The sequence below is a fragment of the Streptomyces sp. NPDC021356 genome (assembly GCF_040641015.1).
In the GTDB taxonomy this organism is placed as follows: Bacteria; Actinomycetota; Actinomycetes; order Streptomycetales; family Streptomycetaceae; genus Streptomyces.
This window is the reverse complement of the sequence record NZ_JBFACU010000001.1, coordinates 207,393-232,657: the sequence shown is the minus strand read 5'-3', so window position 1 is coordinate 232,657 and position 25,265 is coordinate 207,393. Positions and strand designations below refer to the sequence as shown.

Annotated in this window: 21 protein-coding genes and 1 pseudogene; 14 read left to right on the top strand and 8 right to left on the bottom strand. The window is 74.8% G+C overall.

Translation table 11 applies throughout. From position 1 onward, the window contains the following. The first annotated feature begins 260 nt into the window (after nt 1-260). Both AB0G56_RS01010 and AB0G56_RS01005 read left to right on the top strand, forming a co-directional pair. Nucleotides 261-2,540, top strand: a complete 2,280-nt coding sequence (locus AB0G56_RS01010) for a catalase (RefSeq protein ID WP_360961587.1) — start codon at nt 261-263, stop codon at nt 2,538-2,540. Between the two features lie 220 nt (nt 2,541-2,760). Then, entirely contained in the window at nt 2,761-3,294 is a 534-nt protein-coding gene (locus AB0G56_RS01005; RefSeq protein WP_360961584.1) for a hypothetical protein, read from the top strand. A 325-nt stretch (nt 3,295-3,619) separates the two neighbouring features. On the opposite strand, the gene AB0G56_RS01000 is transcribed toward AB0G56_RS01005, so the two are convergent. Both AB0G56_RS01000 and AB0G56_RS00995 read right to left on the bottom strand, forming a co-directional pair. Further along, nucleotides 3,620-5,236, bottom strand: a complete 1,617-nt coding sequence (locus tag AB0G56_RS01000; RefSeq protein ID WP_360961581.1) for a glycerol-3-phosphate dehydrogenase/oxidase — start codon at nt 5,234-5,236, stop codon at nt 3,620-3,622. Next, a complete protein-coding gene (locus tag AB0G56_RS00995) occupies nt 5,233-5,781 on the bottom strand; it encodes a TetR/AcrR family transcriptional regulator (RefSeq protein WP_360962213.1) in 549 nt (182 codons plus the stop codon). Before AB0G56_RS00995 ends, AB0G56_RS01000 begins: the two co-directional genes overlap by 4 nt. Nucleotides 5,782-5,990: 209 nt before the next feature. Here AB0G56_RS00995 and AB0G56_RS00990 point away from each other — a divergent pair, with 209 nt between their 5' ends. From AB0G56_RS00990 to AB0G56_RS00980, 3 genes and pseudogenes are all read left to right on the top strand, one after another. Next, nucleotides 5,991-7,613 (top strand): FAD-binding oxidoreductase, encoded by a 1,623-nt coding sequence (locus AB0G56_RS00990; protein WP_360961579.1) that lies wholly within the window; start codon nt 5,991-5,993, stop codon nt 7,611-7,613. Between the two features lie 154 nt (nt 7,614-7,767). Continuing rightward, nucleotides 7,768-8,649: a diacylglycerol kinase family protein gene (locus AB0G56_RS00985; RefSeq protein WP_360961576.1), complete on the top strand. Its 882-nt coding sequence runs from the start codon at nt 7,768-7,770 to the stop codon at nt 8,647-8,649. 35 nt (nt 8,650-8,684) lie between these two features. Next, nucleotides 8,685-8,846: pseudogene (locus AB0G56_RS00980) on the top strand (aldehyde dehydrogenase family protein); the annotation flags it as partial. Between the two features lie 55 nt (nt 8,847-8,901). Here the strand turns inward: AB0G56_RS00980 and AB0G56_RS00975 are convergent. Then, on the bottom strand, nt 8,902-9,288 hold the full coding sequence (locus AB0G56_RS00975) for a transglycosylase family protein (protein WP_360961573.1): 387 nt from the start codon (nt 9,286-9,288) through the stop codon (nt 8,902-8,904). Between the two features lie 186 nt (nt 9,289-9,474). Here AB0G56_RS00975 and AB0G56_RS00970 point away from each other — a divergent pair, with 186 nt between their 5' ends. Genes AB0G56_RS00970 through hypE form a run of 7 tightly spaced genes read left to right on the top strand, consistent with a single transcriptional unit; the run spans nt 9,475 to nt 17,693 of the window. Beyond that, nucleotides 9,475-11,184, top strand: a complete 1,710-nt coding sequence (locus tag AB0G56_RS00970; RefSeq protein ID WP_360961570.1) for an enoyl-CoA hydratase-related protein — start codon at nt 9,475-9,477, stop codon at nt 11,182-11,184. After that, nucleotides 11,181-11,783 carry a hydrogenase maturation protease gene (locus AB0G56_RS00965; protein WP_360961567.1) on the top strand — a complete coding sequence of 201 codons (603 nt, stop codon included), beginning with the start codon at nt 11,181-11,183 and terminating at the stop codon, nt 11,781-11,783. Before AB0G56_RS00970 ends, AB0G56_RS00965 begins: the two co-directional genes overlap by 4 nt. 58 nt (nt 11,784-11,841) lie before the next feature. Next, nucleotides 11,842-12,786, top strand: a complete 945-nt coding sequence (gene hypB, locus AB0G56_RS00960) for a hydrogenase nickel incorporation protein HypB (RefSeq protein ID WP_360961564.1) — start codon at nt 11,842-11,844, stop codon at nt 12,784-12,786. Then, complete coding sequence (gene hypF, locus AB0G56_RS00955) at nt 12,783-15,143, top strand: carbamoyltransferase HypF (RefSeq protein WP_360961561.1); 2,361 nt, start codon at nt 12,783-12,785, stop codon at nt 15,141-15,143. Before hypB ends, hypF begins: the two co-directional genes overlap by 4 nt. A 3-nt stretch (nt 15,144-15,146) precedes the next feature. Beyond that, a complete protein-coding gene (locus AB0G56_RS00950) occupies nt 15,147-15,485 on the top strand; it encodes a HypC/HybG/HupF family hydrogenase formation chaperone (RefSeq protein WP_360961558.1) in 339 nt (112 codons plus the stop codon). Continuing rightward, nucleotides 15,482-16,624: a hydrogenase formation protein HypD gene (gene hypD, locus AB0G56_RS00945; protein WP_360961555.1), complete on the top strand. Its 1,143-nt coding sequence runs from the start codon at nt 15,482-15,484 to the stop codon at nt 16,622-16,624. The genes AB0G56_RS00950 and hypD overlap by 4 nt, the downstream gene beginning before the upstream one ends. Next, on the top strand, nt 16,617-17,693 hold the full coding sequence (gene hypE / locus AB0G56_RS00940; RefSeq protein WP_360961552.1) for a hydrogenase expression/formation protein HypE: 1,077 nt from the start codon (nt 16,617-16,619) through the stop codon (nt 17,691-17,693). The genes hypD and hypE overlap by 8 nt, the downstream gene beginning before the upstream one ends. Nucleotides 17,694-17,786: 93 nt before the next feature. Here hypE and hypA read toward each other — a convergent pair whose 3' ends face one another. From hypA to AB0G56_RS00920, 4 genes are read right to left on the bottom strand one after another with little or no spacing between them, the layout of a single operon-like run. Next, a complete protein-coding gene (gene hypA, locus AB0G56_RS00935) occupies nt 17,787-18,131 on the bottom strand; it encodes a hydrogenase maturation nickel metallochaperone HypA (RefSeq protein WP_360961549.1) in 345 nt (114 codons plus the stop codon). A gap of 2 nt (nt 18,132-18,133) precedes the next feature. Next, nucleotides 18,134-18,721 carry a NifU family protein gene (locus tag AB0G56_RS00930; RefSeq protein WP_360961546.1) on the bottom strand — a complete coding sequence of 196 codons (588 nt, stop codon included), beginning with the start codon at nt 18,719-18,721 and terminating at the stop codon, nt 18,134-18,136. Then, nucleotides 18,714-20,507, bottom strand: a complete 1,794-nt coding sequence (locus AB0G56_RS00925; protein WP_360961543.1) for a nickel-dependent hydrogenase large subunit — start codon at nt 20,505-20,507, stop codon at nt 18,714-18,716. The genes AB0G56_RS00930 and AB0G56_RS00925 overlap by 8 nt, the downstream gene beginning before the upstream one ends. Further along, nucleotides 20,504-22,048, bottom strand: a complete 1,545-nt coding sequence (locus AB0G56_RS00920; protein ID WP_360961541.1) for a hypothetical protein — start codon at nt 22,046-22,048, stop codon at nt 20,504-20,506. The genes AB0G56_RS00925 and AB0G56_RS00920 overlap by 4 nt, the downstream gene beginning before the upstream one ends. Nucleotides 22,049-22,228: 180 nt before the next feature. On the opposite strand from AB0G56_RS00920, the gene AB0G56_RS00915 reads away from it, so the two are divergent. Together AB0G56_RS00915 and AB0G56_RS00910 are read left to right on the top strand one after the other, a co-directional pair. Continuing rightward, on the top strand, nt 22,229-22,702 hold the full coding sequence (locus AB0G56_RS00915; RefSeq protein WP_360961538.1) for an MSMEG_6728 family protein: 474 nt from the start codon (nt 22,229-22,231) through the stop codon (nt 22,700-22,702). Between the two features lie 145 nt (nt 22,703-22,847). Then, nucleotides 22,848-23,885: a YhjD/YihY/BrkB family envelope integrity protein gene (locus AB0G56_RS00910; protein ID WP_360961536.1), complete on the top strand. Its 1,038-nt coding sequence runs from the start codon at nt 22,848-22,850 to the stop codon at nt 23,883-23,885. Here the strand turns inward: AB0G56_RS00910 and AB0G56_RS00905 are convergent. Beyond that, nucleotides 23,861-25,255: a GAF domain-containing SpoIIE family protein phosphatase gene (locus AB0G56_RS00905; protein ID WP_360961533.1), complete on the bottom strand. Its 1,395-nt coding sequence runs from the start codon at nt 25,253-25,255 to the stop codon at nt 23,861-23,863. The two genes, AB0G56_RS00910 and AB0G56_RS00905, sit on opposite strands and share 25 nt — an antisense overlap. Between the last annotated feature and the right edge of the window lie 10 nt (nt 25,256-25,265).

Here is a 25,265-nt window from a genome sequence, read left to right as displayed (position 1 = left end):
GGCTTGAGAGGCGCTGCCTGGGTACGCGGTGTGGCCGGAGGGTCACCCCGCCGTGACGGGTCCCGTGCGCCGTCCTCCGTGCCGTGAGAGATTGACAGGGTCGATGCCCGTTAAGGGGTGTTTGCCCGAATCTTTCGGGTGGCACGGCAGGACCGGCACCGGCCGGAGGCGACGACCCCGTCGGGGCGACCGGCAATCGGAGAGCAGAGGGCCGCAGCACACGCACCGTGGTGACGGCCAGGAGTGGAGGAACGGTACGCATGAGCGAGGCCAACCCCATCAAGCAGGCAGCCCACAAGGTGGCCGACGCACTCCAGGGCGACGGCGCGGGGCCTGAGGAGGGCATCCCGGGAAAGCCGGGATCCGAGTCCCCCTCCGTCGTCGAGCCCACGCAGCCGCGCGGCCCGCTGCCGCCCAAGCCCGACCAGAGCGGACCCGACACCGTCTCGCCCACCGGACAGCCGACCGGTGCGGACCGCGCCCGTATGGCGCAGAGCGGGAGCTACCTGACCACCGCGCAGGGGGCGCGGCTCTACGACACCGACCACTCGCTCAAGGCGGGTCCGCGCGGCCCCGTACTGCTCCAGGACCACCACCTGCGCGAGAAGGTGATGCACTTCGACCACGAGCGCATCCCGGAGCGCGTGGTGCACGCCCGCGGCGCGGCGGCGCACGGCGTCTTCACCAGCTACGGCACGGCGACCTCGGTGACCAAGGCCGCCTTCCTCGCCAAGGACGTCGAGACGCCGGTCTTCGTACGGTTCTCCACGGTGCTCGGGTCGCGCGGCTCCGCCGACACCGTGCGTGACACGCGCGGGTTCGCGACCAAGTTCTACACCAGCGAGGGCGTCTTCGACCTGGTCGGGAACAACATCCCGGTGTTCTTCATCCAGGACGCCATCAAGTTCCCCGACATCGTGCACGCCGCCAAGCCGCACCCCGACCGGGAGATCCCGCAGGCGCAGAGCGCCCACGACACCCACTGGGACTTCGTCACCCTGCACACCGAGGCCACCCACCACGTCCTGTGGAACATGTCGGACCGGGGCATCCCGCGTTCGTTCCGCATGATGGAGGGCTTCGGCATCCACACCTTCCGCCTGGTCGACGCCGAGGGACGCACCACGCTGGTGAAGTGGCACTGGAAGCCCAAGCTGGGCGTGCACTCCCTGGTGTGGGAGGAGGCCCAGATCGTGGGCGGTGTCGACCCGGACTTCCACCGCCGTGACCTGGCCGACGCCATCGAGGCGGGCGCCTTTCCCGAGTGGGAGCTGGGCATCCAGACCTTCCCCGACACCCCGGAGCAGACCTTCGAGGGCATCGACCTGCTGGACCCGACGAACATCGTCCCCGAGGAACTCGCCCCCGTGCAGCCCGTCGGACGGCTCGTCCTCAACCGTAACCCGTCGAACTTCTTCGCCGAGACCGAGCAGGTCGCCTTCCACCCCGGCCACCTCGTCCCCGGCATCGACATCACCGACGACCCGCTGCTGTCCGGGCGGCTCTTCTCCTACCTGGACACCCAGATCACCCGGCTCGGCGGCCCCAACTTCGCACAGATCCCGATCAACCGCCCGCACGCGCCCGTCAACGACATGCTGCGCGACGGCCTCCACCAGACGGCCGTGCACCGCGGCGTCGCGCCCTACCGGCCCAACTCACTCGACGGCGGCTGCCCGTTCACCGCGGGGGCCGACACGGGAGCGTACATCGAGACTCCCGTGCGCATCCCGGAGGCGAAGAAGGTCCGGGAGGCGCCCGAGACGTTCGCGGACCACTTCAGCCAGCCCCGCCGGTTCTGGCTCAGCATGACCCCGGTCGAGCGCGAGCACATCATCGGCGCCTACACCTTCGAGCTGGGCAAGTGCTACGAGCAGGCCGTCAAGGAGCGCGGGCTGCAGGTGCTGGCCAACATCGACCCCGAACTGTGCGCCGAGGTCGCCGCCGGGCTCGGCCTGCCCGCGCCCGAGGCGACGGTGCCCTTCGCCGACGTCGCGCCCAGCCCCGCGCTGTCGCAGGTCGGCCGGACCTGGCCCACGGACGGCAGGGTGATCGGGATCATCGCCGGTCCGGACGGCGACCTGGACGGCGTACGGGCCGTGCGCGAGGCCGTGCTCGCCGGCGGCATGGTGCCCCTCGTCGTCGCACCGACCGGCGGCGTGCTCGGTGACGGCGCCGACCCGCTGTCCGTGCAGCGCACCTACGCCACCGCGCGGTCCGTCGAGTTCGACGCCGTGCTGCTGTCCGGGACACCGGGCGTGGGCGCCGACGCCTACGGCGCCCGTGACGCGAAGTCCCCCCTGGCCTCCGTGCAGCAGGCGACCCATGACCCCCGGGTCGGCCTGCTGCTGTCCGAGGCCTTCCGGCACGGCAAGGCGATCGGCGCCTGGAAGGGAGCCGAGGCCGCGCTGGAGGCGGCGGGCGTGCCCACCGACGCGCCCGGCGTGATCGTCGCCGACAGCGGCACCGCCACGCTGGAGCAGATCACCCGCCTCCTGGGCGCGCACCGCGTCTGGGAACGGTTCCCCGGGGAGGCCTGACCCCTCCCGCCCCCCCCCGAGACCAGGGCCTCCTCCGGCCGGCCTCGCCCGCGGCGCCCGTCGCTGTGGTCAAGGCCACGTCCCGGAGGAGGCCTGCGCCATAGGCGGGGCAAGGGCCGCGCACTACGGTTCCAGGTAGTCCCTGTGTCCGTGAAGCGGACTACGGTTCCAGGCAGTCCCTGCGTCCGTGTGTCCGTGAACCAGTGCGAACGGCCCGGCAGTGCTCGAAGATCTCTCCCCCCTCATCGCGGCGACCGCCCAGTGGCTGACCGCCGCCTACCCGGCGTCCGGCGGCGCGCTGGCGTCCGCCCTGTGCGAGATGCAGGCACGCCAGGCAGTGGCGGTCGCGGCCTGGCTGCGCTACCCCACACCCATGGACGCCGCGCTGGTCGGCATGTCGGGCCCCGGCGGCTCCGGCCGCCTGGACTGGGTCACCGGAGCCGACGTCCCCGGGCCCGGGGGCGGGGACCCGGACACCCACGCCTGGCGCACCTGGGTGGACGAGGTCGTGGCGAGCTGGGCGGCCTGCCTGCTCACCGACCCCGCCCTGGCCGGCCGCGCGGTGGCCGCGCTCGCCGACGACGGTCGTACGGCGCACCCGCCGGTCGAGTTCCGGCGCCTGCTCACCCCCGACGAGCGGGACAGCTCGGCGGCGGCGCTGCTGCGCCACCCCGACCTCCTCGGCCCGGTGGCCGCCCTGCACCGCGCCCAGCTCCTGGCCCGCCTGGAACGGGACGAGACCCTGGCGGCCTGAACCCCCCTCGACGAGGTCGTCTTCGTCCCCGGGCCCCGTGCGCTCAGCCTCGGCCGGTCACCGCCTTGCGAAGGCCCGTCCCCGAGCCCGGCCCCGAGCCGTGACAGCGACGGCGGCGGGGAGGGCGCCGCCGCACGACCGCCGCCGCGCACGGCCTGGGCGGGCGGCGGGGCCGGCAAGGCGACCGGCCCACCCGGCGGCAGCGCCGCCGTCCACGGTCACCGCCGCCGCGGCTCCGTGCGGGTCACCGAGGTGAGGGGCCCTCGGCAACAGACCGGCCGCCCTGCCCCTCTCGTCCCCTCGCTGAGGCCCTGGGACCGTCCCCTCAACGGGACCCCAGCGCCTCGCCCACCGCGCTCCGGGCCGTGGGCAGCGCCGCGGCCCGGTCGGCCGGGACCAGCCCGATCCGCGTGCGCCGGTCGAGCAGATCGGCCTCGTCGAGCGCCCCCTCGTGGCGCACGGCCCACACCAGTTCGGCGCCGGTGACCGGGTGGCCCTCCAGTACGGCTTCGCGCAGCCCCGGGTCGGCCGCGCCCAGGGCGTGCACGGCCGGGGCCTCGGTGCCGTAGCGGCGCACCAGGCGGCGCGGCGCCGGGAGAGCGGCGAGAACGCGGGGCGGGGCGGCCCCGACGAGGGGGAGCGCGGCCGTCGGGGAAGGCCCCGCCGCCAGCCGGCGCGCAACCACGGCGGCGTCGACGGCGTCCTCGGCCATCCGGCGGTAGGTGGTGAGCTTGCCGCCGACCACGGTGATCACACCGTCCGGCGAGGTGAGCACCGCGTGCCTGCGCGAGACGTCGGCGGTGCGGGGCGTCGCGCCGGACCCGTCCTCCGGGCCGGTGTCGAGGAGCGGCCGCAGCCCGGCGAAGGCCCCCACCACGTCCGCGCGGCGGACCGGCGCCTCCAGCGCGGAGCCCAGGACGTCCAGCAGGAAACCGATGTCCGCCTCGGGGACCTCGGGAACGTCCGGGATCCCACCGTCGACGGGCTCGTCGGTGAGCCCGACGTAGACCCGGCCGTCGCCCTGGGGCAGGACGAGGACGAAACGGTTGGTCTCACCCGGCACCGGGATGTGCAGCCCGGCGGGCAGCGGACCCAGACGCTCGGCGCGCAGCACGAGGTGGGTGCCGCGGGAGGGCCGGATCCGGATGCCGTCGACCAGGCTGCCCGCCCACACGCCGGCGGCGTTGATCACGGCGCGGGCGCGGATCTCCCCTTCCTCGCCGGTGAGTTCGTCCCGTACGCGGGCGCCGGACGCGGTGAGTTCCAGGGCCCGCACACGGGTCAGGATCCGCGCCCCGCGCGCCGCCGCCGTACGGGCGACGGCGGTGACCAGACGGGCGTCGTCGCCGAGCCGCCCGTCCCAGGACAGCAGGCCGCCGCGGAGCCCGGTGGCGCGCAGCGCGGGCGCGAGGTGGCGGGTCTCCACGGCGGACATCCGGCGCGGCGCCGGAAGGGTGGCGCGGGCGGTGCGCGCGGCCAGGCGCAGGCCGTCGCCCGCGCGCAGTCCCGCCCAGGCCAGGGCGGCCTGGCCCCGGGACACCAAGGGCGTCAGCGGCAGGACGAACGGCTGGGCGCCGACCAGATGAGGCGCGGTGCGCTCCATCAGCACCCCGCGTTCCACCGCGCTCTCGTGGGCGACGTCGAGCTGCGCGGAGGCGAGGTAGCGCAGTCCGCCGTGCACGAGTTTGGAACTCCAGCGCGAGGTGCCGAAGGCCAGGTCGTGGGCGTCGATCGCGGCGACGGACAGCCCGCGTGCCGCGGCGTCCAGCGCCACGCCCGCGCCGGTGGCGCCCAGCCCCACCACCAGGACGTCCACGGCCGGACCGCCCACGGTCAGGGCCAGTTCGCGCGCCCGCCGGGCGGCGCTGAGCGAGGAATCGGCAGGGGGGCCGGCCGCCTCGGCGGGTTGCGCGGGGCCGGTGCGGGAGCGGGCGGGGCTCATGGCGTCAGGGTCCTCTCCAGAAGGGTCCGCAGTTCCCCGAGGAACGCTTGCGCGCTCAGCTCGGGATCGTCCTCGTCGGTCATCGTGCGCAGCGACAACGTGAAGGACTGGACGACCAGCAGCAGCGACCGCGCCTGCCGCGCGGGGTGACCGGGGCGCACCGACCCGTCGGCGTGGCCCTCGCGCAGGGCGTCGGTGACCAGTTCGAGCAGGGCGTCCTGGCTGGCCCCCCGCCGGTCGAGCACGTAGGGGAGCAGCAGCTCGGGGTCCACGTCGACGATCTTCCGGAAGAGGGGGTGCGCCCGGAACGCGGCCACCCCCGCCACCAGTCCGTCGACGATCAGGGTGCGGGTGGCCGTCCCGGGCCGCGGCTCGGGCATCGCGCCGGTGGCCACGCCGATCCACTCGCGGGTCATCAGGTCGCCCACCAGGGAGCGGACGTCCGGCCAGCGCCGGTAGAGGGTCATCCGGGAGACCCCCGCGCGCCGGGCCACGTCCGTCAGGGTCGTACGACGCACCCCGACGGCCAGGACACAGTCGCGCACGGCGTCGAGTACCGGATCACCGGGCGGCGAGGCGGAACCCGCGGCCGAGGCACCCGCCGCCCCGGAGCCCGCGCCGCCCGAGGTGTCCTTGCCGCTTCCGATCCCGCTCCCGCTCCCGCTTCCGGTCCCGCTCTCCGAACCGTTGTGACGAATAGGCGTCATGTGTAACAGTGTAACGCCCCTTCGATCCGACCGGTGAGGAACAACCCATGGACATGCTGTGGAGCGGCTGGGGCGACCCGGCCGAGGCCGCACCGCTGCCCGCCCCGGTGACCGGGCTGCTGCGCGACCTGCTCGGCGTCCGCCCGGGCGCCGCCGCACCGGTCGCCCTGGAAGAGCTGAGCGTCCCCGACTCCCCGCTGACCGCCGCCGCCCACCGGGCCCTGGCGGAGGCCGTCGGCGGCGAGCCGTACGTCCGCACCGACGCCGAGGCGCGTATCCGCCACACCCGCGGCAAGTCCACCCCCGACCTGCTCCGGATCCGCGGCGGTGACCTCACCGACCTCCCGGCCGCCGTGGTGCTCCCCGCCGGCCACGACGAGGTGCTCGCCGTCCTGCGCGCCTGCGCCGCCCATGACCTGGCCCTCGTGCCCTTCGGTGGCGGCACGTCCGTCGTCGGCGGACTCGCCCCCGAGCACGGGGCGTCCGGCCCGCGCCCCTTCGTCGCGCTGGACCTGCGCCGCATGGACCGCCTGCTCGCCCTCGACCCCGTCTCGCGGACCGCCACCCTCCAGCCCGGCCTGCGCGCCCCGCACGCCGAGGCCCTGCTCGCCGAGCACGGCTTCACCCTCGGCCACTTCCCGCAGTCCTACGAGTGGGCCACCATCGGCGGGTTCGCCGCCGCCCGCTCCAGCGGCCAGGCCTCCGCGGGTTACGGCCGCTTCGACGAGATGGTGCTCGGCCTCACCCTCGCCACACCCGAGGGCACCCTGGAGGCCGGTCGCGCCCCGCGCTCGGCCGCGGGACCCGACCTGCGCCAGCTCGTCCTCGGCTCCGAGGGCGCGTTCGGCGTCATCACCGCCGTGACCGTGCGCCTGCGCCCGCTGCCGCGGACCCGTCTCTACGAAGGATGGCGGTTCGCCTCCTTCGAGGAGGGCGCGAACGCGCTGCGCCGGCTCGCCCAGGACGGCCCGCGGCCGACCGTGCTGCGACTGTCCGACGAGACCGAGACACTGGTCGGCCTGGCCCAGCCGGACGCGATCGGTGCCTCGTTCGCCGAGGCGTCCGCCGGCTGCCAGGCCATCGCCGGCTTCGAGGGCACCGCTGAGGACGTCGCCCACCGCAGGGAACGGGCCGCGACCGTGCTGCGCGAGTGCGGCGGCACCCCGCTCGGCGAGGAACCGGGCGAGCGCTGGGCCAACGGCCGCTACTCGGCTCCGTACCTGCGCGACGCGCTCCTGGACGTGGGCGCCTTCGCGGAGACCCTGGAGACCGCCGCCTTCTGGTCGCGCGTGCCCGACCTGTACGCCGCCGTCCGCGACGCGCTCACCGCGGCGCTCACCGAGGCGGGCACCCCGCCGCTGGTCATGTGCCACATCTCGCACGTCTACGAGAACGGCGCCTCGCTCTACTTCACCGTCGTCAGCGCGCAGGGGAAGGACCCCGTGGCGCACTGGGCGCCCGCCAAGCGCGCCGCGGGCGAGGCGATCCTCGCGGCGGGCGGCACCATCAGCCACCACCACGGCGTGGGCACCGACCACCGCGACGCGTACGTCCGGGAGGCCGGACCGCTCGGCGTCGAGGCCCTGCGGGCCGTCAAGCGGCGCCTGGACCCGGCCGGTCTGCTCAACCCCGGGGTGCTGCTGCCCCAGGACCCGCCTCCGGGTGCCTGACGCCCGGGCCAGTACGTACGGCGGCCGACGCGCCGGGTCCGCACCAGGCCGAGGTCGGTGCCCGGGACCCCTGGCCGACCGGCCCGTGGAGCATCCCGCCCCACCCCTGTCCTCCCTCCCCGTCCGCGTCCTCACTCCGCCCGGAGGCCCATCGATGCGTCAGTTCACCGCCATCGTCAACCCGACCGCGGGCGGCTCCGCCGGCGCCGCGGCGCTGCTGCGGGTGGGCAGGCTGCTGAGGGAGGCGGGCGCCGGCCTCGAGACCGAGTACAGCCGCAGCCTCGCCCACGCCCGGGACCTCGCCCGGCGGGCCGGGGAGCGCGGCCGGGTGGTCCTCGCCGTCGGCGGCGACGGCATCGCGGGCGGCGTCGGCGGCGCGCTCAGCGGCACCGGGACCCTCTTCGGCCTGGTGCCGGCCGGCCGCGGCAACGACTTCGCCCGGGCGCTCGACCTGCCCGCCGACCCGGCCGGACTGGCCCGGGTGCTCCTCCACCACGCCCCGCACCGCGTCGACACCATCGAGGTGGAGTCGGCGGTCCACCCCCGTACCGTCGTCCTCGGCAGCGTGTACGCGGGCGTCGACGCGCTCGCCAACCGGCACGCCAACCAGGCCCGGCTGCTGCGCGGCGCCGCCTCGTACTACGCCGGGGGGCTGCGGGCCGTCGCCACCTGGCGCACCGCGACCTACCGCGTCACCGTCGACGGCGAGGAGCACAGCCACCGCGGCTACACCGTGGTGGCCGCGAACTCCGCCTACTACGGTTCCGGCCGGATGATCGCGCCCGGCGCCCGCGTCGACGACGGCCTGCTCGACGTGGTCCTGATCCGAGCCGCTCCCCGGCGCCTCTTCTTCACGCTCATGAACGAGCTGAAGTCCGGCGGACACGCCGGGCGGCCCGAGGTCCGGATCCTGCGCGGCCGGGAGATCCGCGTCGAGGCCGACCGCGACATCCCCTACGGCGCCGACGGCGAGGTCGACGCGGCCCTCCCCGTCACGGCCCGGGTCCTGCCGGGCGCCCTGGCCGTGCTCTGCTGACCGGTGCGCCCCGAATCCGGGACCGTCGTCGGTCCGTGCACGTCGACGACCAGTCCGTGGCCGACGCGCCCATCGCGCCGTTCGGCGGGGCGAAGGCCTCCGGGGAGGGGCGTTGCGGCGGCCGGTGGGGCATCGAGGCCTTCTCGGAGGCCTGCTGGGTGACCATCGCCACCCAGCAGGCGCACCGCCCCTTCTGACGGCCCTTCCGGGGGCCCGGCTGCCGGCTGCCGCGTGCCGCCTGACGGCCCGCCGTCAGGCGCAGCCCCAGGCCGACATCCCCTGGAGGGCGGCGAGCCGCCTGGCCACGGCGATCTGCTCCCTGCGTGTGGCCAGGTCCGCCCGGCGCGCGTATTTCAGACCGCCGGCCGCGATCCAGCTGGACTGGGCGAACTGCAGTCCGCCGTAGTAGCCGTTGCCGGTGTTCGCCCGCCAGTTGCCGCTGGACTCGCACGCGGCGATGGCGTCCCAGTCGGCGGTGAGGGCGCCGGCCGGCGCCGCCGCGGCCGGGGGGCCGCCGGCCAGTGCGGCGGCGGTCACCGCGACCAGCAGTGCCCCGCGCAGTCCGCGACGACGAGGGTGAGGGACGGGGGCCCGGTCAAGGCGGACGGGGGCCCTGTCGATGTTCTGCTGCCAGTTCATGCGCAGACTGTTACATCATATGAACGGAAAGTAGTTCAATTCGTTCCGCGTGTCGGGCCGCACCACCCAAGAGGCTTCGCCACCCCTGGACGCGCGGACCGGACGGAGCACGCGGGCGCGCCGACCCGGGCGAAACGCCGTCGCGGTCCTTCCTGGCGACCGATGAAACGGACATCATGCCATGTCATGGACATTTTGCTCGTCGCGAGCGCGTTCAACAGCCTCACCCAGCGCGTCTACGCCGAACTCACCGACCACGGATACCGCGTGGACGTCGTCCTCGCCTCGCACGGCACCGGCCCCGTCCGCGCCGCCGTGGCGCGCTCCCGTCCGGAACTGATCATCGCGCCGATGCTGAAGACGGCACTGCCCGAGGACCTGTGGCGGGAGCACACCTGCCTCGTCGTGCACCCGGGACCGCCGGGGGACCGCGGTCCGTCCTCCCTCGACTGGGCGATCACGGAGGAGGCCCCGCACTGGGGCGTCACCGTCCTGCGGGCCGAGGCCGCCATGGACGCCGGGGACATCTGGGCGTCGACGCCCTTCCGCACGGCGCGGACGGGCAAGAGCGACCTGTACCGCAACGAGGCCTCCGACGCGGCGGCGGCCGCCGTACTGCTGGCCGTACGGCGCTACGAGGAGGGTGCGTTCAAACCGCTGCCGCAGAGCGACCCTTCGGTACGCGTGGTGTGGCGCGACCCGCTGCGCCAGGCCCGGCGGCGCATCGACTGGGCCGAGGACGGCACCGCCACCGTGCTGCGCAAGCTCCGCGCCGCCGACTCCCAGCCCGGCGTGCTCGACGAGATCCTCGGCCGCGAGGTCTTCCTGCACGGCGGCCACCCCGAGGACCGGCTGCGCGGGCGCCCCGGCGACCTGCTCGCCACCCGGGCCGGAGCGGTGTGCCGGGCCACCGCGGACGGCGCCGTGTGGATCCCGGAACTCAGACCCCGCAAGAACTCCGGCGACCCTGCGCCCTTCAAACGCCCGGCCGCCGCCGTGCTCGGCCCGGGCGCGCCCCGGGCGGAGCCCGCCCCGCTCGAACTGCCCGCCGGGCGCGACACCTGGAGCGACATCCGCTACCGGCAGCAGGGCGACACCGGCTTCCTGAGCTTCTCCTTCCCCGGCGGGGCCATGAGCACCGACCACTGCCGGCGCCTGCTCGCCGCCTACCGCCACGCCCTGACCCGCCCGACCTCCGTCCTGGTCCTCGGCGGCGCCCGCGACTTCTTCTCCAACGGCATCCACCTGAACGTCATCGAGGCCGCCCCCGACCCGGCCGCCGAGTCCTGGACCAACCTCAACGCCATGAACGACCTGGTCGAGGCCGTACTGCGGACCACCGACCGACTGGTCGTCGCGGCGCTCGGCGGCAACGCCGCGGCCGGCGGCGTCATGCTCGCGCTCGCCGCCGACGAGGTCTGGTGCCGCACCGGTACCGTCCTCAACCCGCACTACCGCCGCATGGGCCTGTACGGCTCGGAGTACTGGACCTACAGCCTGCCGCGCCGCGTCGGCGGGCGGACCGCCGGGCAACTGACCACCGACGCCCTGCCGGTGAGCGCCGCCGCCGCCCACCGCCTCGGCCTGGTGGACCGTCTCGTCCCGGCCTGCGCGGCTGAGTTCGCCACCGAGGTGGACCGTCTCGCCGCCGAACTGGCCGGCACCCCCGCTCTGGGCGGGCGGATCGCCGCCAAGGCGGCGGCGCGCGCCCGCGACGAGTCGGTACGGCCCCTCGCCGAGCACCGTCGCGCCGAACTCGCCCGCATGCACGCCATCTTCTTCGACCCCGCGGCCCCCTACCACGCCCTGCGCTCGGCGTTCGTCCGCAAGACGCCCTCCGGCACCGCCCACCCCCTCGCCCCGGCCGCCGACCCGCTCGGCGGGAGCACACGGTGACCGCGCCGCCCCCGGCCCGGCTGCTGATCGCGGGCGTCGGCAACATCTTCCTCGCCGACGACGCCTTCGGCCCCGAAGTGCTGCGCGCCCTGGCCGCCCGGCCCCTGCCGGACGGCGTACGGGCGCGGGACTTCGGCATCCGCGGCCTCGACCTCGCCTACGCGCTCCTGGACGGCTACGACACCGCAGTCCTCGTCGACGCCGCCCCGCGCGGACACCGGCCCGGCACGCTGTCCCTCATCGAGCCCGACCCGCCCGACCGCACCGCCCCGGACGGCATCCCGCCCGAGGCGCACGGCATGGACCCGGCCAGGGTGCTCGCCCTGGCCGCCCACCTGGGCGACGGGCCGCTTCCCCGGGTCCTCGTACTCGCCTGCGAGCCCGCGGCCAGGACGGGCGCCGACGCGGACATCGCGCCCGGACTCAGCGACCCCGTGCGCCGGGCGGTCGGCCCCGCGGTGGACGCCCTGCGCACCCTCGTCCCCCTCCTGCTCGACGACCCCGCCGCCACCCTGCCGTTGAGCCGCCCGGACCAATCCGGGACACCGCGCACGGCCGCGCTGCCGCACCTGACGGCCGGCGGCGTCCACGATCAGTGAGGCGCCGGTCGCTGTGCGCGAGCGGCCCCCTCCTGAACCCACCGTGAGGAGAACCGCCATGTGCCGGTCCGTCGACGTCGAGCAGGCCGTCCTCTCCAAGAACGGCCACCTGGCCCGCGACCTGCGCGAGGACCTCGCCCGGCGGGGCGTGAGCGCGGTGAACCTGCTGTCCAGTCCCGGCAGCGGCAAGACCGAACTCCTCGGCCGGGTGCTGGCCCGTGCGGTCGCCCTCGACATCCCGGTGGCCGCGCTGACGGCGGACCTGGCGACCGAGAACGACGCCCGCCGCCTCGCCCGTTCCGGCGCGCCCGTCCAACAGGTGCTCACCGACGGCCTCTGCCACCTCGAAGCCCGGCAGGTGCGCACCCGGCTCACGGGCTGGCTGCCCGCACGGACCGCGGTGCTGTTCGTCGAGAACGTCGGCAACCTCGTCTGCCCGGCCTCCTACGACCTCGGCGAGACCCTGCGGATCGTGCTGATGGCGGTGACCGAGGGCGAGGACAAACCGCTGAAGTACCCCACCGCCTTCGGCTCCGCCCACCTGGTGGTCCTGACCAAGACGGACCTGGCAGGGCCGGCCGGCTTCGACGAGGCCGCCTTCCGCGCGAACGTGCAGCAGGTCAACCCCGGGGTGGAGATCGTACGCACCTGCGCGCGCACCGGTGACGGCGTCGACACCGTACTGGAACGCGCGCTCGCCGTCCGCGACCAGGCCCCACCGCACCGACCGCCCCTCGCACCGCACCCGCACAGCCACGCCCACGACGACGAACACGGACAGCACGACCACCCGTACGGACACGACGACCACTCGCACGGACACGACGACCACTCGCACGGACACGACGGCGACCCGCACGGACACGACGGCGACCCGCACGGACACGACGACCACTCGCACGGACACGACGGCGACCCGCACGGACACGACGACCACGCCCAGGTCCCGGACCACTCCGGTGGACACACCCGCCCGCAGCCGGCGACCACACCGGCCTCATGACCGCACCCGCCACCGGCCCGGTGCGCCGCCGGCTCACCGTGCGCGGCACGGTGCAGGGCGTGGGTTTCCGGCCGTACGTGCACCGCCTCGCCGCCGACCTGGCGCTGGCCGGGTTCGTGAGCAACACCGCGGGCGGCGTGCTGATCGAGGTCGAGGGACCGGCGGACGGCGTGGGCCGGTTCTGCGAACGGCTGGCCGCGCAACCCCCGCCGCTCGCCGCCGTGACCGGCATCGGCCACGAGGACCTCCCCGCCACCGGCGCCACCCACCCGTTCACCATCCGCCCCACCGAGCAGGCCGCCGGCCGCACCCAGCTCCCGCCCGACACCGCGACCTGCGCCGACTGCCTGCGCGAACTGGCCGACCCGGCCGACCGCCGCCACCGGCACCCCTTCATCACCTGCACCCACTGCGGTCCCCGCTTCACCGTCGCCACCGCGATGCCCTACGACCGCGCCGCCACCACCATGGCCGGCTTCCCGCTGTGCCCCGCCTGCGCGCGGGAGTACGCCGACCCCGCCGACCGGCGCTTCCACGCCCAGCCCGTCGCCTGCAACGACTGCGGGCCCCGGCTGCGCCTGGTGCCCGCCGACGGCAGCGGCCCGCGCCCGGCGCGGGACGCCGAGGCGCTGGCGGGCGCGCGGGCCCTGCTCGCCGCCGGGCGGGTCGTCGCCGTCAAGGGGGTCGGCGGCTACCACCTGGCCTGCGACGCCACCGACGCGCACGCCGTCGCCACCCTGCGCGCGCGCAAGGAACGCGGCGGCAAGGCGTTCGCGGTGATGTGCGCGGACCTGGCCACCGCGGAGCGGATCGCCGCCCCGACCGACCGGGAACGGGCCTTCCTCACCGGCCCCCGCCGCCCCATCGTCCTGCTGCGCCGCCGCGCCTGCCCCGACGGGCTGCGCCTGGCCGACGCCGTGTGTCCCGGCAGCCCGCACATCGGCGTGATGCTGCCCTACACCCCCGTGCACTCGCTGCTGTTCGGCCTGCCGGGGGACCCGCCCGGCCCCCGCGCCCTGGTCATGACCAGCGGCAACCGTTCCGGCGAACCCATCGTCACGGACGACGGGGAGGCGCTGACCCGGCTGGCCGGACTGGCCGACGCCTGGCTCGTGCACGACCGGCCCATCGCCTCCCCGTGCGACGACTCGCTCCTGCGGGTCCGCCCCGACGGCACCGAGCAGGTGCTGCGCCGCTCCCGCGGCCACGTGCCCCGCCCGCTCGCGCTGCCCGTCCCCGTACGTCCCGCGCTCGCGGTGGGCGGCGACCTGAAGAACGCCCTCTGCGTCGGCGAGGGCGACCAGGCCTGGTTCGGCCCGCACATCGGCGACATGGGCGACCTGGCCACCCTGCGCGCCGCCCGCGAGGCCGAGCGGCACCTGCTCGACCTGACCGGCGTCGCCCCTGCGCTCGTCGCCGCCGACCGGCACCCCGGCTACCACTCCGCGCGCCAGGCCCGGCGCCGCGCCGTTCGACTCGGCTCGTCAGGACCGGTGTTCGTCCAGCACCATCACGCGCACATCGCCTCTGCGATGGCCGAGCACGGCCTGGACGGCACGACGCCGGTGATCGGCGTCGCCTTCGACGGCACCGGCTACGGCGACGACGGCACCGTCTGGGGCGGCGAGTTCCTGCTCGCCGACTACGCGGGCTACCGGCGCTTCGCCCACCTGACCCCCGCCCCGCTGCCCGGCGGCGACGCGGGCGTCGCCAACCCGTGCCGCCTGGCGCTCGCCCGGCTGTGGGCCGCGGGGCTGCCGTGGGAGCCCGGCCTGCCCAGCGTAGCCGCCTGCACGGACGGGGAAGTGACCGTACTGCGGCGGCAGTTGGAACGCGGACTGGCCTGTGTGCCCACCTCCAGCATGGGACGCCTCTTCGACGCCGTGTCCTCCCTCGCGGGCGTCTGCCACCGCGCGGCCTACGAGGCCCAGGCCGCCCTGGAACTGGAGGCGGCGGCCACCGAGGCCCGGGACGCGGAGGCGGTGGCGTACCCCTTCGGGCTGACCGCCGGACCGGGGCCCGTGGGCTGCGATCCGGCGCCCATGCTGGAGGCGCTCCTGGCCGACCGGCGACGCGGCACCCCCACGCCGGTGCTCGCGGCGCGTTTCCACCGGGGGGTGGCGCGGGCCGTCGCCCGGATCTGCCGGCGCGCCCGCCGCGCCACCGGCCTGACCACCGTCGTCCTCACCGGCGGCGTCTTCGCCAACGGGCTGCTGGAGGAGGAGTGCGCCGTACTGCTGGCCGGCGACGGTTTCACGGTCCTGCGGCACGGCGAGGTCCCGCCGAACGACGGCGGACTGGCCCTCGGGCAGCTCGTGATCGCCGGGCGGCTCTCAGACAGCGACGAGACGGAGTGACCCATGTGCTTGGCAGTGCCCGGCAAGGTCGTGTCCATCGACCACCGTGCCGACCCGCTCACCGGACTGGTCGACTTCGGCGGGGTGAGCAAACAGGTGTGCCTGGAGTACCTGCCCGACCTGCGGGTGGGGGAGTACGTCATCGTCCACGTCGGCTTCGCCCTGCAACGGCTGGACGAGGAGTCGGCCCGGGCGTCCCTGGAGCTGTTCGAACAACTGGGGCTGCTGGAGGAGGAGTTCGGCGACGCCTGGGAGCAGGCGGCGCAGCAGGCCGGACGCCCGGCCCCGCCCGCCTGGGCGGCCCCGGCGGCGCGTGACGAGAGCGGGAGTGAGGCCCGATGAAGTACATCGACGAGTTCAACGACCCGGCCCTGGCCCGGCGGCTGCTGGACGAGATCCGCTCGACGGTCACCCGGCCCTGGGCGCTGATGGAGGTCTGCGGCGGCCAGACGCACTCCATCATCCGGCACGGCATCGACCAACTGCTGCCGGAAGAGGTGGAGTTGATCCACGGGCCGGGATGCCCGGTGTGCGTGACCCCGCTCGAGGTCATCGACAAGGCACTGGACATCGCCGCCCGCCCCGAGGTCATCTTCTGCTCCTTCGGGGACATGCTGCGGGTGCCCGGCACCGACCGGGACCTGTTCCGCGTCAAGGGCGAGGGCGGCGACGTACGGGTGGTGTACTCGCCGCTCGACGCGCTCCGGCTCGCCCGGCAGCACCCGGACCGGCAGGTGGTGTTCTTCGCCATCGGCTTCGAGACGACCGCTCCCGCCAACGCCATGGCCGTGCACCAGGCCCGCCGTCTCGGCCTGGACAACTTCAGCCTGCTCGTCTCCCACGTCCGGGTCCCCCCGGCCATCGACGCGATCATGACGGCCCCGGCCTGCCGGGTGCAGGGCTTCCTCGCCGCCGGGCACGTGTGCAGCGTCATGGGCACCGACGAGTATCCGGAGCTGGCCGAACGGCACCGCGTCCCCATCGTGGTCACCGGTTTCGAACCCCTGGACATCCTGGAGGGCATCCGGCGCACCGTCCACCAGCTGGAGCGCGGCGAGCACCGGGTGGACAACGCCTACCCGCGCGCGGTGCGCGAGAGCGGCAACCCGGCCGCCCTTCGGATGCTCCAGGAGGTCTTCGAGGTCGCCGACCGCTCCTGGCGCGGCATCGGCCGCATCCCCGCCAGCGGCTGGCGGCTGTCGGACGCCTACCGCGCCTACGACGCCGAGCACCGCTTCGATGTGACCGGCATCCGCACCGAGGAACCCGCCGTGTGCCGCGCCGGCGAGGTGCTGCAGGGGCTGATCAAACCCACCGAGTGCGCCGCGTTCGGCACCGCCTGCACCCCGCGCACCCCGCTGGGCGCCACCATGGTCTCCAGCGAGGGCGCCTGCGCGGCCTACTACCTGTACCGCCGGATGAACGGCCCCACCCCCCAGGGATCGCCCGCCCCGCAGGAGGAGTTGAACACCGTTGGCTGACCTCGCGAGCCCGGACGCGGCCGTCGACCCCGCGAACTGGACCTGCCCCGCCCCCCTGCGCGACCAGCCCGTCGTGGTGATGGGCCACGGCGGGGGCGGCGCCCTGTCCGCGGAACTGATCCAGGACGTCTTCGCCCCGGCCTACGGTAACCCCACCCTCGCCGCCATGGGCGACTCCGCGGTCCTCCACCTCGGCGGTGCGCGCCTGGCGTTCTCCACCGACTCCTACGTCGTACGGCCGCTGTTCTTCCCCGGCGGCAGCCTCGGCGACCTGGCCGTCAACGGCACCGTCAACGACCTGGCGATGAGCGGCGCCCGCCCCGCCTTCCTGTCGGCGGCGTTCGTCCTTGAGGAGGGGGTCGAACTGGCCGTCGTCGACCGGATCGCCCGCGCCATGGGCGCTGCGGCCGAGACGGCAGGCGTCACCATCGCCACCGGCGACACCAAGGTGGTGGAGGCCGGGCACGGCGACGGTGTGTACGTCACCACGGCGGGGGTCGGACTGGTCCCCGAGGGCGTGGACATCCGGCCGCAGCGCGCCCGGCCGGGCGACGCGGTCCTCGTCAGCGGCCCGATCGGCCTGCACGGCGTGGCCATCATGAGCGTCCGCGAGGGCCTGGAGTTCGGCGTCGAGATCGCCAGCGACACCGCGCCCCTGGCGGACCTGGTCGCGGCCATGCTGGCCGTCACCCCGGACGTGCACGTGCTGCGCGACCCCACCCGCGGCGGCCTCGGCGCCTCCCTCAACGAGATCGCCCGCGCCTCCGGCACCGGTGTCCGGCTGAGCGAGCGGGCCCTGCCCGTCCCCGACGCGGTCGCCAACGCCTGCGGATTCCTGGGCCTGGACCCGCTGTACGTCGCCAACGAGGGCAGGCTCGTCGCCTTCGTGCCGGCCGCCGAGGCCGAGGCGGTCCTGGCGGCGATGCGCGCCCACCCGCAGGGCACCGGCGCCGCGCACATCGGGGAGTGCGTCGTCGAACACCCCGGCATGGTCGTCGTCTCCACCGGTCTCGGCGGCACCCGGGTCGTCGACCTGCCGCTGGGGGAGCAACTGCCCCGTATCTGCTGACCCGCCCCGACGACGGCGGCCCGCCGGTGCACCGCGCACCGACGGGCCGCCGCCTCGTTGCTCAGACCTGACGCGCCGTCAATCAGCCGCTGCTCATGCCGTCTCGATCGACGTGATGGCCAGCTCCCGTCCGCTGCGCAGATCCTGTGAGGGACTGTCGCAGCGCGGGCACCAGAAGAACGGCGGCATGCCCACCGCGAACTCGGCCGCGCACGGGGCGCAGTACGCCCGCGCGGGCACCGGCTCGACGACGAGCCGGGCCCCGGACAGCGCGGTGCCCGCGCGCACCACCTCGAAGGCGAAGTCCAGTGCGTCGGGCACCACTCCGGACAGCTCGCCCACCCGCACGGTCACCGCCGAGACGGTGTCCGCGCCCTCGGCCAGGGCCAGTTCCCCGGCCCGCTCCACGAGGGCCGTGGCGATCGACACCTCGTGCACCGTCAGCCCCGGGTGGCCGGGCGGGCCAGGGCGTCCAGCGGGACGAACGCGGGGGCCGCCCGCCGCGCGGACGGCTCCGGCAGCCGCTCCACCGCGACCAGTTCGGGAGCGGCGGCGAGCACCGCCTCACGGACGGCCTCCAGGAGAGGGGAGGAGGCCGCGCCGCAGCCCCCACCGCACCCGCCGCCGCCCTCGCTCACCCGCACCCGGGCCACCCGTCCCTCCACGCCGGCCCACTCCACGTCGCCGCCACGCTCGCGCACGGCGGGCCGCAGGCGCTCCACGGCACGCGCGGCCCGGCGCTCGGCGGGCTCGGGGTGGATGCCGTGCAGCACCAGCAGATGCCCCACCAACTCGTCCTCGCCCGGCGACGGCCGCCCGGCCGGCTCCAAGCCCGTGTGGTCGAGCAGCCGGGCCAGCGCCTCGCCGTAGACCTCGCTCAGCAGCCGTACCGCCTCCAGCGCGCGGCGCACGGTCGGGCCCGGCGCGGACTCCAGCTCGGCCAGCAGCCCGTCGATCCGGGCCAGCCGCTCCTCGGCCTCGTCATCCGTGAGCCGTCCGGAGACGGGCGGGTCAGCCGCCTCAGCCATGGGAGGCCCCGTAGGTGGGGGAGTGCAGGGTGGTGAGGGTCCTGCCGTTGCCGGTGTACATGTGGACGCCGCACGGCAGGCACGGGTCGAAGCTGCGGACGGTGCGCATGATGTCGACGCCCTTGAAGTCGTCGGGGCCGTTCTCCTCGAAGATCGGCTGCCCCTGGACGGCGTCCTCGTAGGGACCCGGGGTGCCGTACTGGTCGCGGGGGCTGGCGTTCCAGGGGGTGGGCGGGTACGGGTGGTAGTTGGCGATCTTCCTGTCCTTGATGACGAGGTGGTGGGAGAGGACTCCGCGGACCGCCTCGTGGAAGCCGCAGCCGATCGCCTCCTCGGGCACCTCGAAGTTCTCGAAGACCTTCGTCTCCCCGGCCCGCACCAGGGCCATGGCCTCGTCCAGGAACTGCAGGGCCATGGCGGCGGCGTACGCGATGAAGTAGGGGCGGGCCCGGTCGCGTTCGAGGGTGTTGGACCACTGGGGGATCTTCCACTCCAGGGTCGTCTCCGGCAGGGTGTCGCCCCGGGGCAGTGTGATGCGCACGCTGTGGCCGGTGGCCTTGATGTACGGGGTGTCGACGAGGCCGTTGAGGGCGGTGGACCACAGGCGGGCCAGGGGGCCGCCGCCGGTGTCCAGGGCCAGGTGGTCGCCGCTGCCCTGGTCGTACCAGCGCGGGCTCATGACCCAGCTGTAGTTGCCGTCGAAGTCGCGTTTCTGCGGGACCGGGACGGTGGTCTGGTTCCACGGGTGGCGCATGTCCACCGGGTTGCCGAGCGGGTCGTGGGTGACGAAGGGCTGCTCGCCGGCCCAGTCGTCGTAGTAGGACGAGCCGAGCAGGATCCGCAGGCCGAGGTTGATGTCGACGAGGTCGCTGGTGACCAGCCGGCCGTCGACGATGATGCCCGGGGTGACGTACATCGACCGGCCCCAGGTGTTCATGTTCTCGTAGCGGTAGTCGCACACACCGGGGTTCTGGAACGCGCCCCAGCAGCCGAGCAGGACGCGGCGGCGGCCCACCTCCTCGTAGCCGGGCAGGGCCTCGTAGAAGAAGTCGAAGACGTCGTCGTTCATGGCGACGGCCTGCTTGACGAAGTCGATGACGTGCAGGAGCCGGGAGAGGTAGTCGGTGAAGGCGGTCGGCGAGGGCACGGTGCCGACCCCGCCCGGGTAGAGGGTGGAGGGGTGGACGTGCCGGCCCTCCATCAGGCAGAACATCTCCCGCGTCACCCGGGAGACCTTCAGCGCCTGCTTGTACACCTCGCCCTCGAACGGGTTGAAGGCGCGCATGATGTCGGCGATGGTGCGGTAGCCGTGGATGTCGCCGCGGGGCGCCTGGGTGCGTTCCGCGCGGGCCAGGACGGACGGGTTGGTCGCCTTGACCATGGCCTCGCAGAAGTCGACGAAGACGAGGTTGTCCTGGAAGATCGTGTGGTCGAACATGTACTCGGCGGCTTCGCCGAGGTTGGTGATGTGCTCGGCCAGCGGCGGCGGCTTCACGCCGTAGGCCATCTGCTGGGCGTAGTTGGAGCAGGTGGTGTGGTTGTCGCCGCAGATGCCGCAGATGCGCGAGGTGATGAAACCGGCGTCCCGCGGGTCCTTGCCCTTCATGAACACGGAGTACCCGCGGAACAGCGACGAGGTGGAACGGCAGTCCACCACCTCCCTGTTCGCGAAGTCGATCTTCGTGTAGATGCCCAGGTTCCCGATGATCCGGGTGATCGGATCCCAGGACATGTCCACGATCTGCGCGGGTTTGCGCCCCGCCGCGTGTGCCTCGGTCGCCGTCATGTCAGTGAACCTCGTTCCTCGCCGTCCGTGTGCCGCGGCTCGACCTCGTCGGGGCGGAAGTAGTGGAAGCGGCCGTACCAGCTGTGCAGCTCGGCCGCCGGATCGTCGTCGACGGTGACGGCGAGGTGCACGCTGCCGTCCACGTCGTGCCGGAGCGCGGCGACACGGGCCGCGCGTCCCTCCAGGAACATGTCCTGCGCGTCGGTGCCCCGGCGGCGCGGGCGCAGCCGCACCCTGCTGCCGGCGCCCACCGGCACCCCGTCGACCAGCACGATGTCGGTCGACGGCGACAGCCCGCCGTCACCGCCCTCCCGCCACCGGACAGGCCGGGCCGCACCGGCCTGCGGGACGTCGGTGGCGGCCTCGGGCGACGGGGCCGTGACCGCCGCACGCTCACGTCCCGCGGGCGCCAGGGAGCGGATGGCGCCGTGCAGGCGGGAGAAGACCTCCGGGGGCATGGTGTCGACCCGGTCGAGGATCTCGGCCGCGCGCGGATCGGTGGCGCGTGCCTCGGCCTTCTCCGCGTCCGTCAGCAGCATGGTGCGCAGTGTCAGGATCTCGTCGATCTCCGCGGCGTCGTGCAGGTCGCCCGGGCTCTCGGGTGCCACCTGCGGCCGGTCGGGAAGGATGATCGGGGCGGAGAGCAGCATGTCCGCGACGCCCTCATGGCGCTCACCGGCCGGCTCCGCGCCGCCGAGCACGGGGAAGGTGAACGCGTTGCGGCACCCGCGCACGAGGTCCGCCAGCTCCGCGGGCGGATCGATCAGGGACACGAACTCCACCCCCGTACCGCCGATGAGGGTGTGCGCGGCGACGAGCGCGCCGCGCAGCGCCTCGTCGCGGGAGACCCCCGGGTCCGGGGCCGCGCCCGTGTTCTCGGTGCGCACCCGCAGCCTGACCAGGCCGGGGCCGAGCCGCTCGGCCGTGAGCGTGGTGCGCGCCCGTACCTCCTCGCACCGGCGCACCACGCGGCCGGCGCGGGCGGGCAGCGGCTCGGTCCGCGTACCGGCGGGCGACCCCACCGCGGCGGCGTGCTCCGTGCCGTCGAGCAGGTCGGCCAGGGCGGCGGTGACGTCGACCTCGCGCGGCACCGCCTCGTCGAACGTCAGGTGCACCGCCCCGTCGTCCGTGCGTAGCGACTCGACCGGGCGGTGCCGGCCGTCGGGGCCGGCCTCCTCCACCTGCTTGCGCAGCACCTGGAGGTAGCGCACCCGCACCCGCAGCACGGCGTCCGGCCGCAGGATGCGCAGCAGGCACTCCGTGCGCTGGTACCAGGAGTCGGCGGAACCCGACGGGCCGGGTGTGACCGGCCCGTCGCGCTCCACCAGGTCGCGGGTCAGCAGCACCCCGAACTGCCAGCGGACCCGGTTCTTGGGGGAGGAGCGGCGGTAGGGGTAGAGCAGGTAGCCCTCGTACAGGACGGCGTCGGCCACCGCGCCCAGCCGCGCGAAACCGGTCCCGTCTCCGGGGCCGGAGCCCGCGGCGGCGTCGACGGCCGATCCGGCGCGGGCAACGCCGTTCTCGGCCACGGCATCGGGCATCCGGCCTCCTCGGTTCGCGTGTGCGCCATCCCTTCCACCACCGGCACCCGCCTCACTCGGCCTCCGCCCCTGCGGCTCACCGGGTTGCTCCGTCCGGCGCAGCCCGCGGCCCCCGCGGCGCCGGAAGGCGGCAGACTGCCCGGACGACGAGGAAGCCCACGACCTCCCGCGGACGGTGCCATGCAGACCTTCCTGCCGTACGCCGACTTCACCGAGTCGGCGCGGGTGCTCGACCGCCGTAGACTGGGCAAGCAGCGGGTCGAGGCGCTGCAGGTGCTGCGCGGGCTCACCGTCCCCGGCTACGGGTGGCGCCGGCATCCGGCCGTGCGCATGTGGGCCGGTTACGAGGAAGCCCTCGTGCGCTACGGGCTCGACGTCTGCCGCGTCTGGCGCGAGTACGGCCACCAGGACAGCTGTGCCGCCACGCTCGTCGCCGACCTGGCCGCCCGCCGCCCCGGCCTGCGCGTGCGCGAGCAGGCCGAGCTGGCCGCCGCCGGTGAGCTGCCGCCCTGGCTCGGCGACGAGGCCCTGCACCGCAGCCACCGCTCCGCGCTGGTGCGCAAGGACCCGCAACGGTACGCCGGCCTGTTCCCGGGGGTGCCGGACGACCTGCCGTACGTGTGGCCGGCCTCGGACCGGGAGTCCCTCACCTAGCTAGTGCCGCGACCGGAAGGGTTCACCGGCTGACCTTTCCGGCCGCAGCACTGGCCGTATGGCATGGGACGCCCTGGCCAGGGCACTTGGAACGGGCGGCGGTGTGCGCGGCAGCCGAGCCACGGCCGACCGTGTGGGAGAGCGCATGGGAGTGCTGGCCCGGGTGGACTCCTACCAGCGACGGCACCGCTGGGCGGGGCTGCCGCTGGCCGTGGTCTACAAGTTCTACGACGACCAGGCGGCCTACCTGGCCGCCCTGATCACGTACTACGGCTTCCTGGCGCTCTTCCCGCTGCTGCTCTTCCTCGTCGCCGTGCTCAGCGCCGTCCTCAGCAGCAGCCCGCACCTCCAGCACGCGGTCCTGAACTCGGCCCTCAGCGAGTTCCCCGTGATCGGGGACCAGATCGCCCACAACATCCACTCCTTCCAGGGCAACGCGATCGCCGTGGCGGTGGGCGTGGCCGGCAGCTGCTACGGGGCGCTGAACGTCGCGCAGGCCGCCCAGCACACGCTGAACAAGATCTTCGCCGTGCCCCGGCACGCCCGGCCCGACCCGTTCCGCTCCCGCTGGAAGGGGCTCAAGTTCCTGTCGCTGCTCGCCCTCGGCCTGGGCGTCACCACGGGCCTGTCCACCGCGGCGGAGTGGGCCTCGGGCCTGTTCGGCGCCCGCCTGGCCGTCGGCGTCCGGGTGGCCGCCACCGCGCTGGCCGTCCTGCTGAATGCCGCGCTGCTGATCGCCAGCTACCGGCTGCTGACCCGGCGCAGGCTGCCCCTGCGCGTGCTGTGCGCTCCGGCGCTCGGCGCCGGGTGCGCCTGGCAGGCGCTGCTGTGGGGCGGCACCTACTACGTCGACCACGTGCTGCAGGGGGCGACGGCCACGTACGGCCTGTTCGGCATCGTGCTCGGCCTGCTCGCCTGGATCTACCTGGGCGCGCTGGTCTACGTCGTGACGGCCGAGGTCGGCGCCGTGCGGTGCATGCGGCTGTGGCCCCGCAGCCTGCTCAGCCCGTTCACCGAGCGCGTCCACCTCAGCGCGGGCGACCAGCGGGCCTACCGGTCCTACGCGACGACCGAGTCCTTCAAGGGCTTCGAGAAGATCACCGTCCACTTCGACCCTCCCCCGCACGCGCGCACCGGCGAGGACCCCGACCCGCCCGATCACGACCCGGGCTGCCCTTCCTGAGGCCGGGGCCGCCGCTCGGGCGCGCTCGGCACCCGCAGCGCCAGCAGCGCGACGTCGTCGTCGTAGGCGTCCCGCCGGGTGATGAGCGCGTCGCACAGCGCGTGCAGCGGGGCGGTGGCGAGGGTGGCCGCGCGTTCGGCCAGCTGCCGCAGGCCGGCGTCGATGTCCTGGCCGCGGCGCTCGATCAGGCCGTCGGTGAACAGCAGCAGGGTGCTCGCCCAGGGCAGCGGGCGGCTGTGGTCGGGGCGGGGCAGCGCCGGATCGACGCCGACCGGGATGCCGTGCTGCTCGGGAGCCAGGACGTGCACGGTGCCGTCGGCGGTGACCAGCAGCGGCGGCGGGTGCCCGGCGTTGGTCCAGCGCACGGTGTAACCGACGCCCGCCTCGTGCTCGATCCGGGCCGCCACCAGCGTGGCCGCCGTCGGGTCGCCGTACGTGCTCAGCGCCCGGTCGAGCTTGTCCACGACCAGGCTCGGCGGCCCGCACCGGTCGAAGGCCAGGGCCCGCAGCATGTTGCGGATCTGCGCCATCAGGGGCGCGGCCTCCACGTCGTGGCCGGTGACGTCGCCGACGACGACGAAGACGGCGCCGTCGGGCAGCGGCGTCGCGTCGTACCAGTCCCCGCCGAGCCGGGGCAGCTCGGAGGCGGGCTCGTAGCGCGCCTCGATGCGCAGCGGCGCCAGATCGGGCAGGACGGGCAGCATCCGGCGCTGGAACTGCTCGGTGGCCCGCTTCAGCCGCTCGTACAGCCGGGCGTTCTCGATGCTGACGCCCGCCGCGCTGGCCAGCGCGGTCAGCAGCGCCTCGTCGTCGTCGCCGAACGGCGTCCCGTCGTACTTGTCGGCGAGGTACAGGTTGCCGTACACCGTCCCGCGCACCGTCAGGGGCACCCCGAGGAGGGTGCGCATCACGGGGTGGCCCTCGGGGAAGCCGACCGAGCGGGGGTCGGAGGCCACGTCGTCGACGCGCAGCGGCCTGCGGTCCGCGATCAGGCTGCCCAGCAGCCCGTGGCTCTGCGGCAGCCCGGACTCGCCCTTCAGCCGTTCGGCGTCCACGCCCGCGGTGATCAGGTCGACGAACTCGCCGGAGTCCCCGAGCACCCCGAGGGCACCGTAGCGGGCCGCGACCAGGTCGGCGGCCACGTCCACGATGTGCTGGAGCAGGGCCCTGGTGTCCATGTCCGCGCTCATGGCCACCACGGCGTCCAGCAGCCGGCGCAGCCTGCGCTGCCCGAGGGCCAGCTGCCGCACCTGGGCGCTCAGCTCCTCGAAGGACCTGGACCCGGCCCGGCGGCCGATCTCCTCCAGCGCGGCGGTCACCCGCCCGGCCGCCTCGTCCTCCGGCTCCGGCAGCCATGGATCCTCTGACATGCCAGGCACC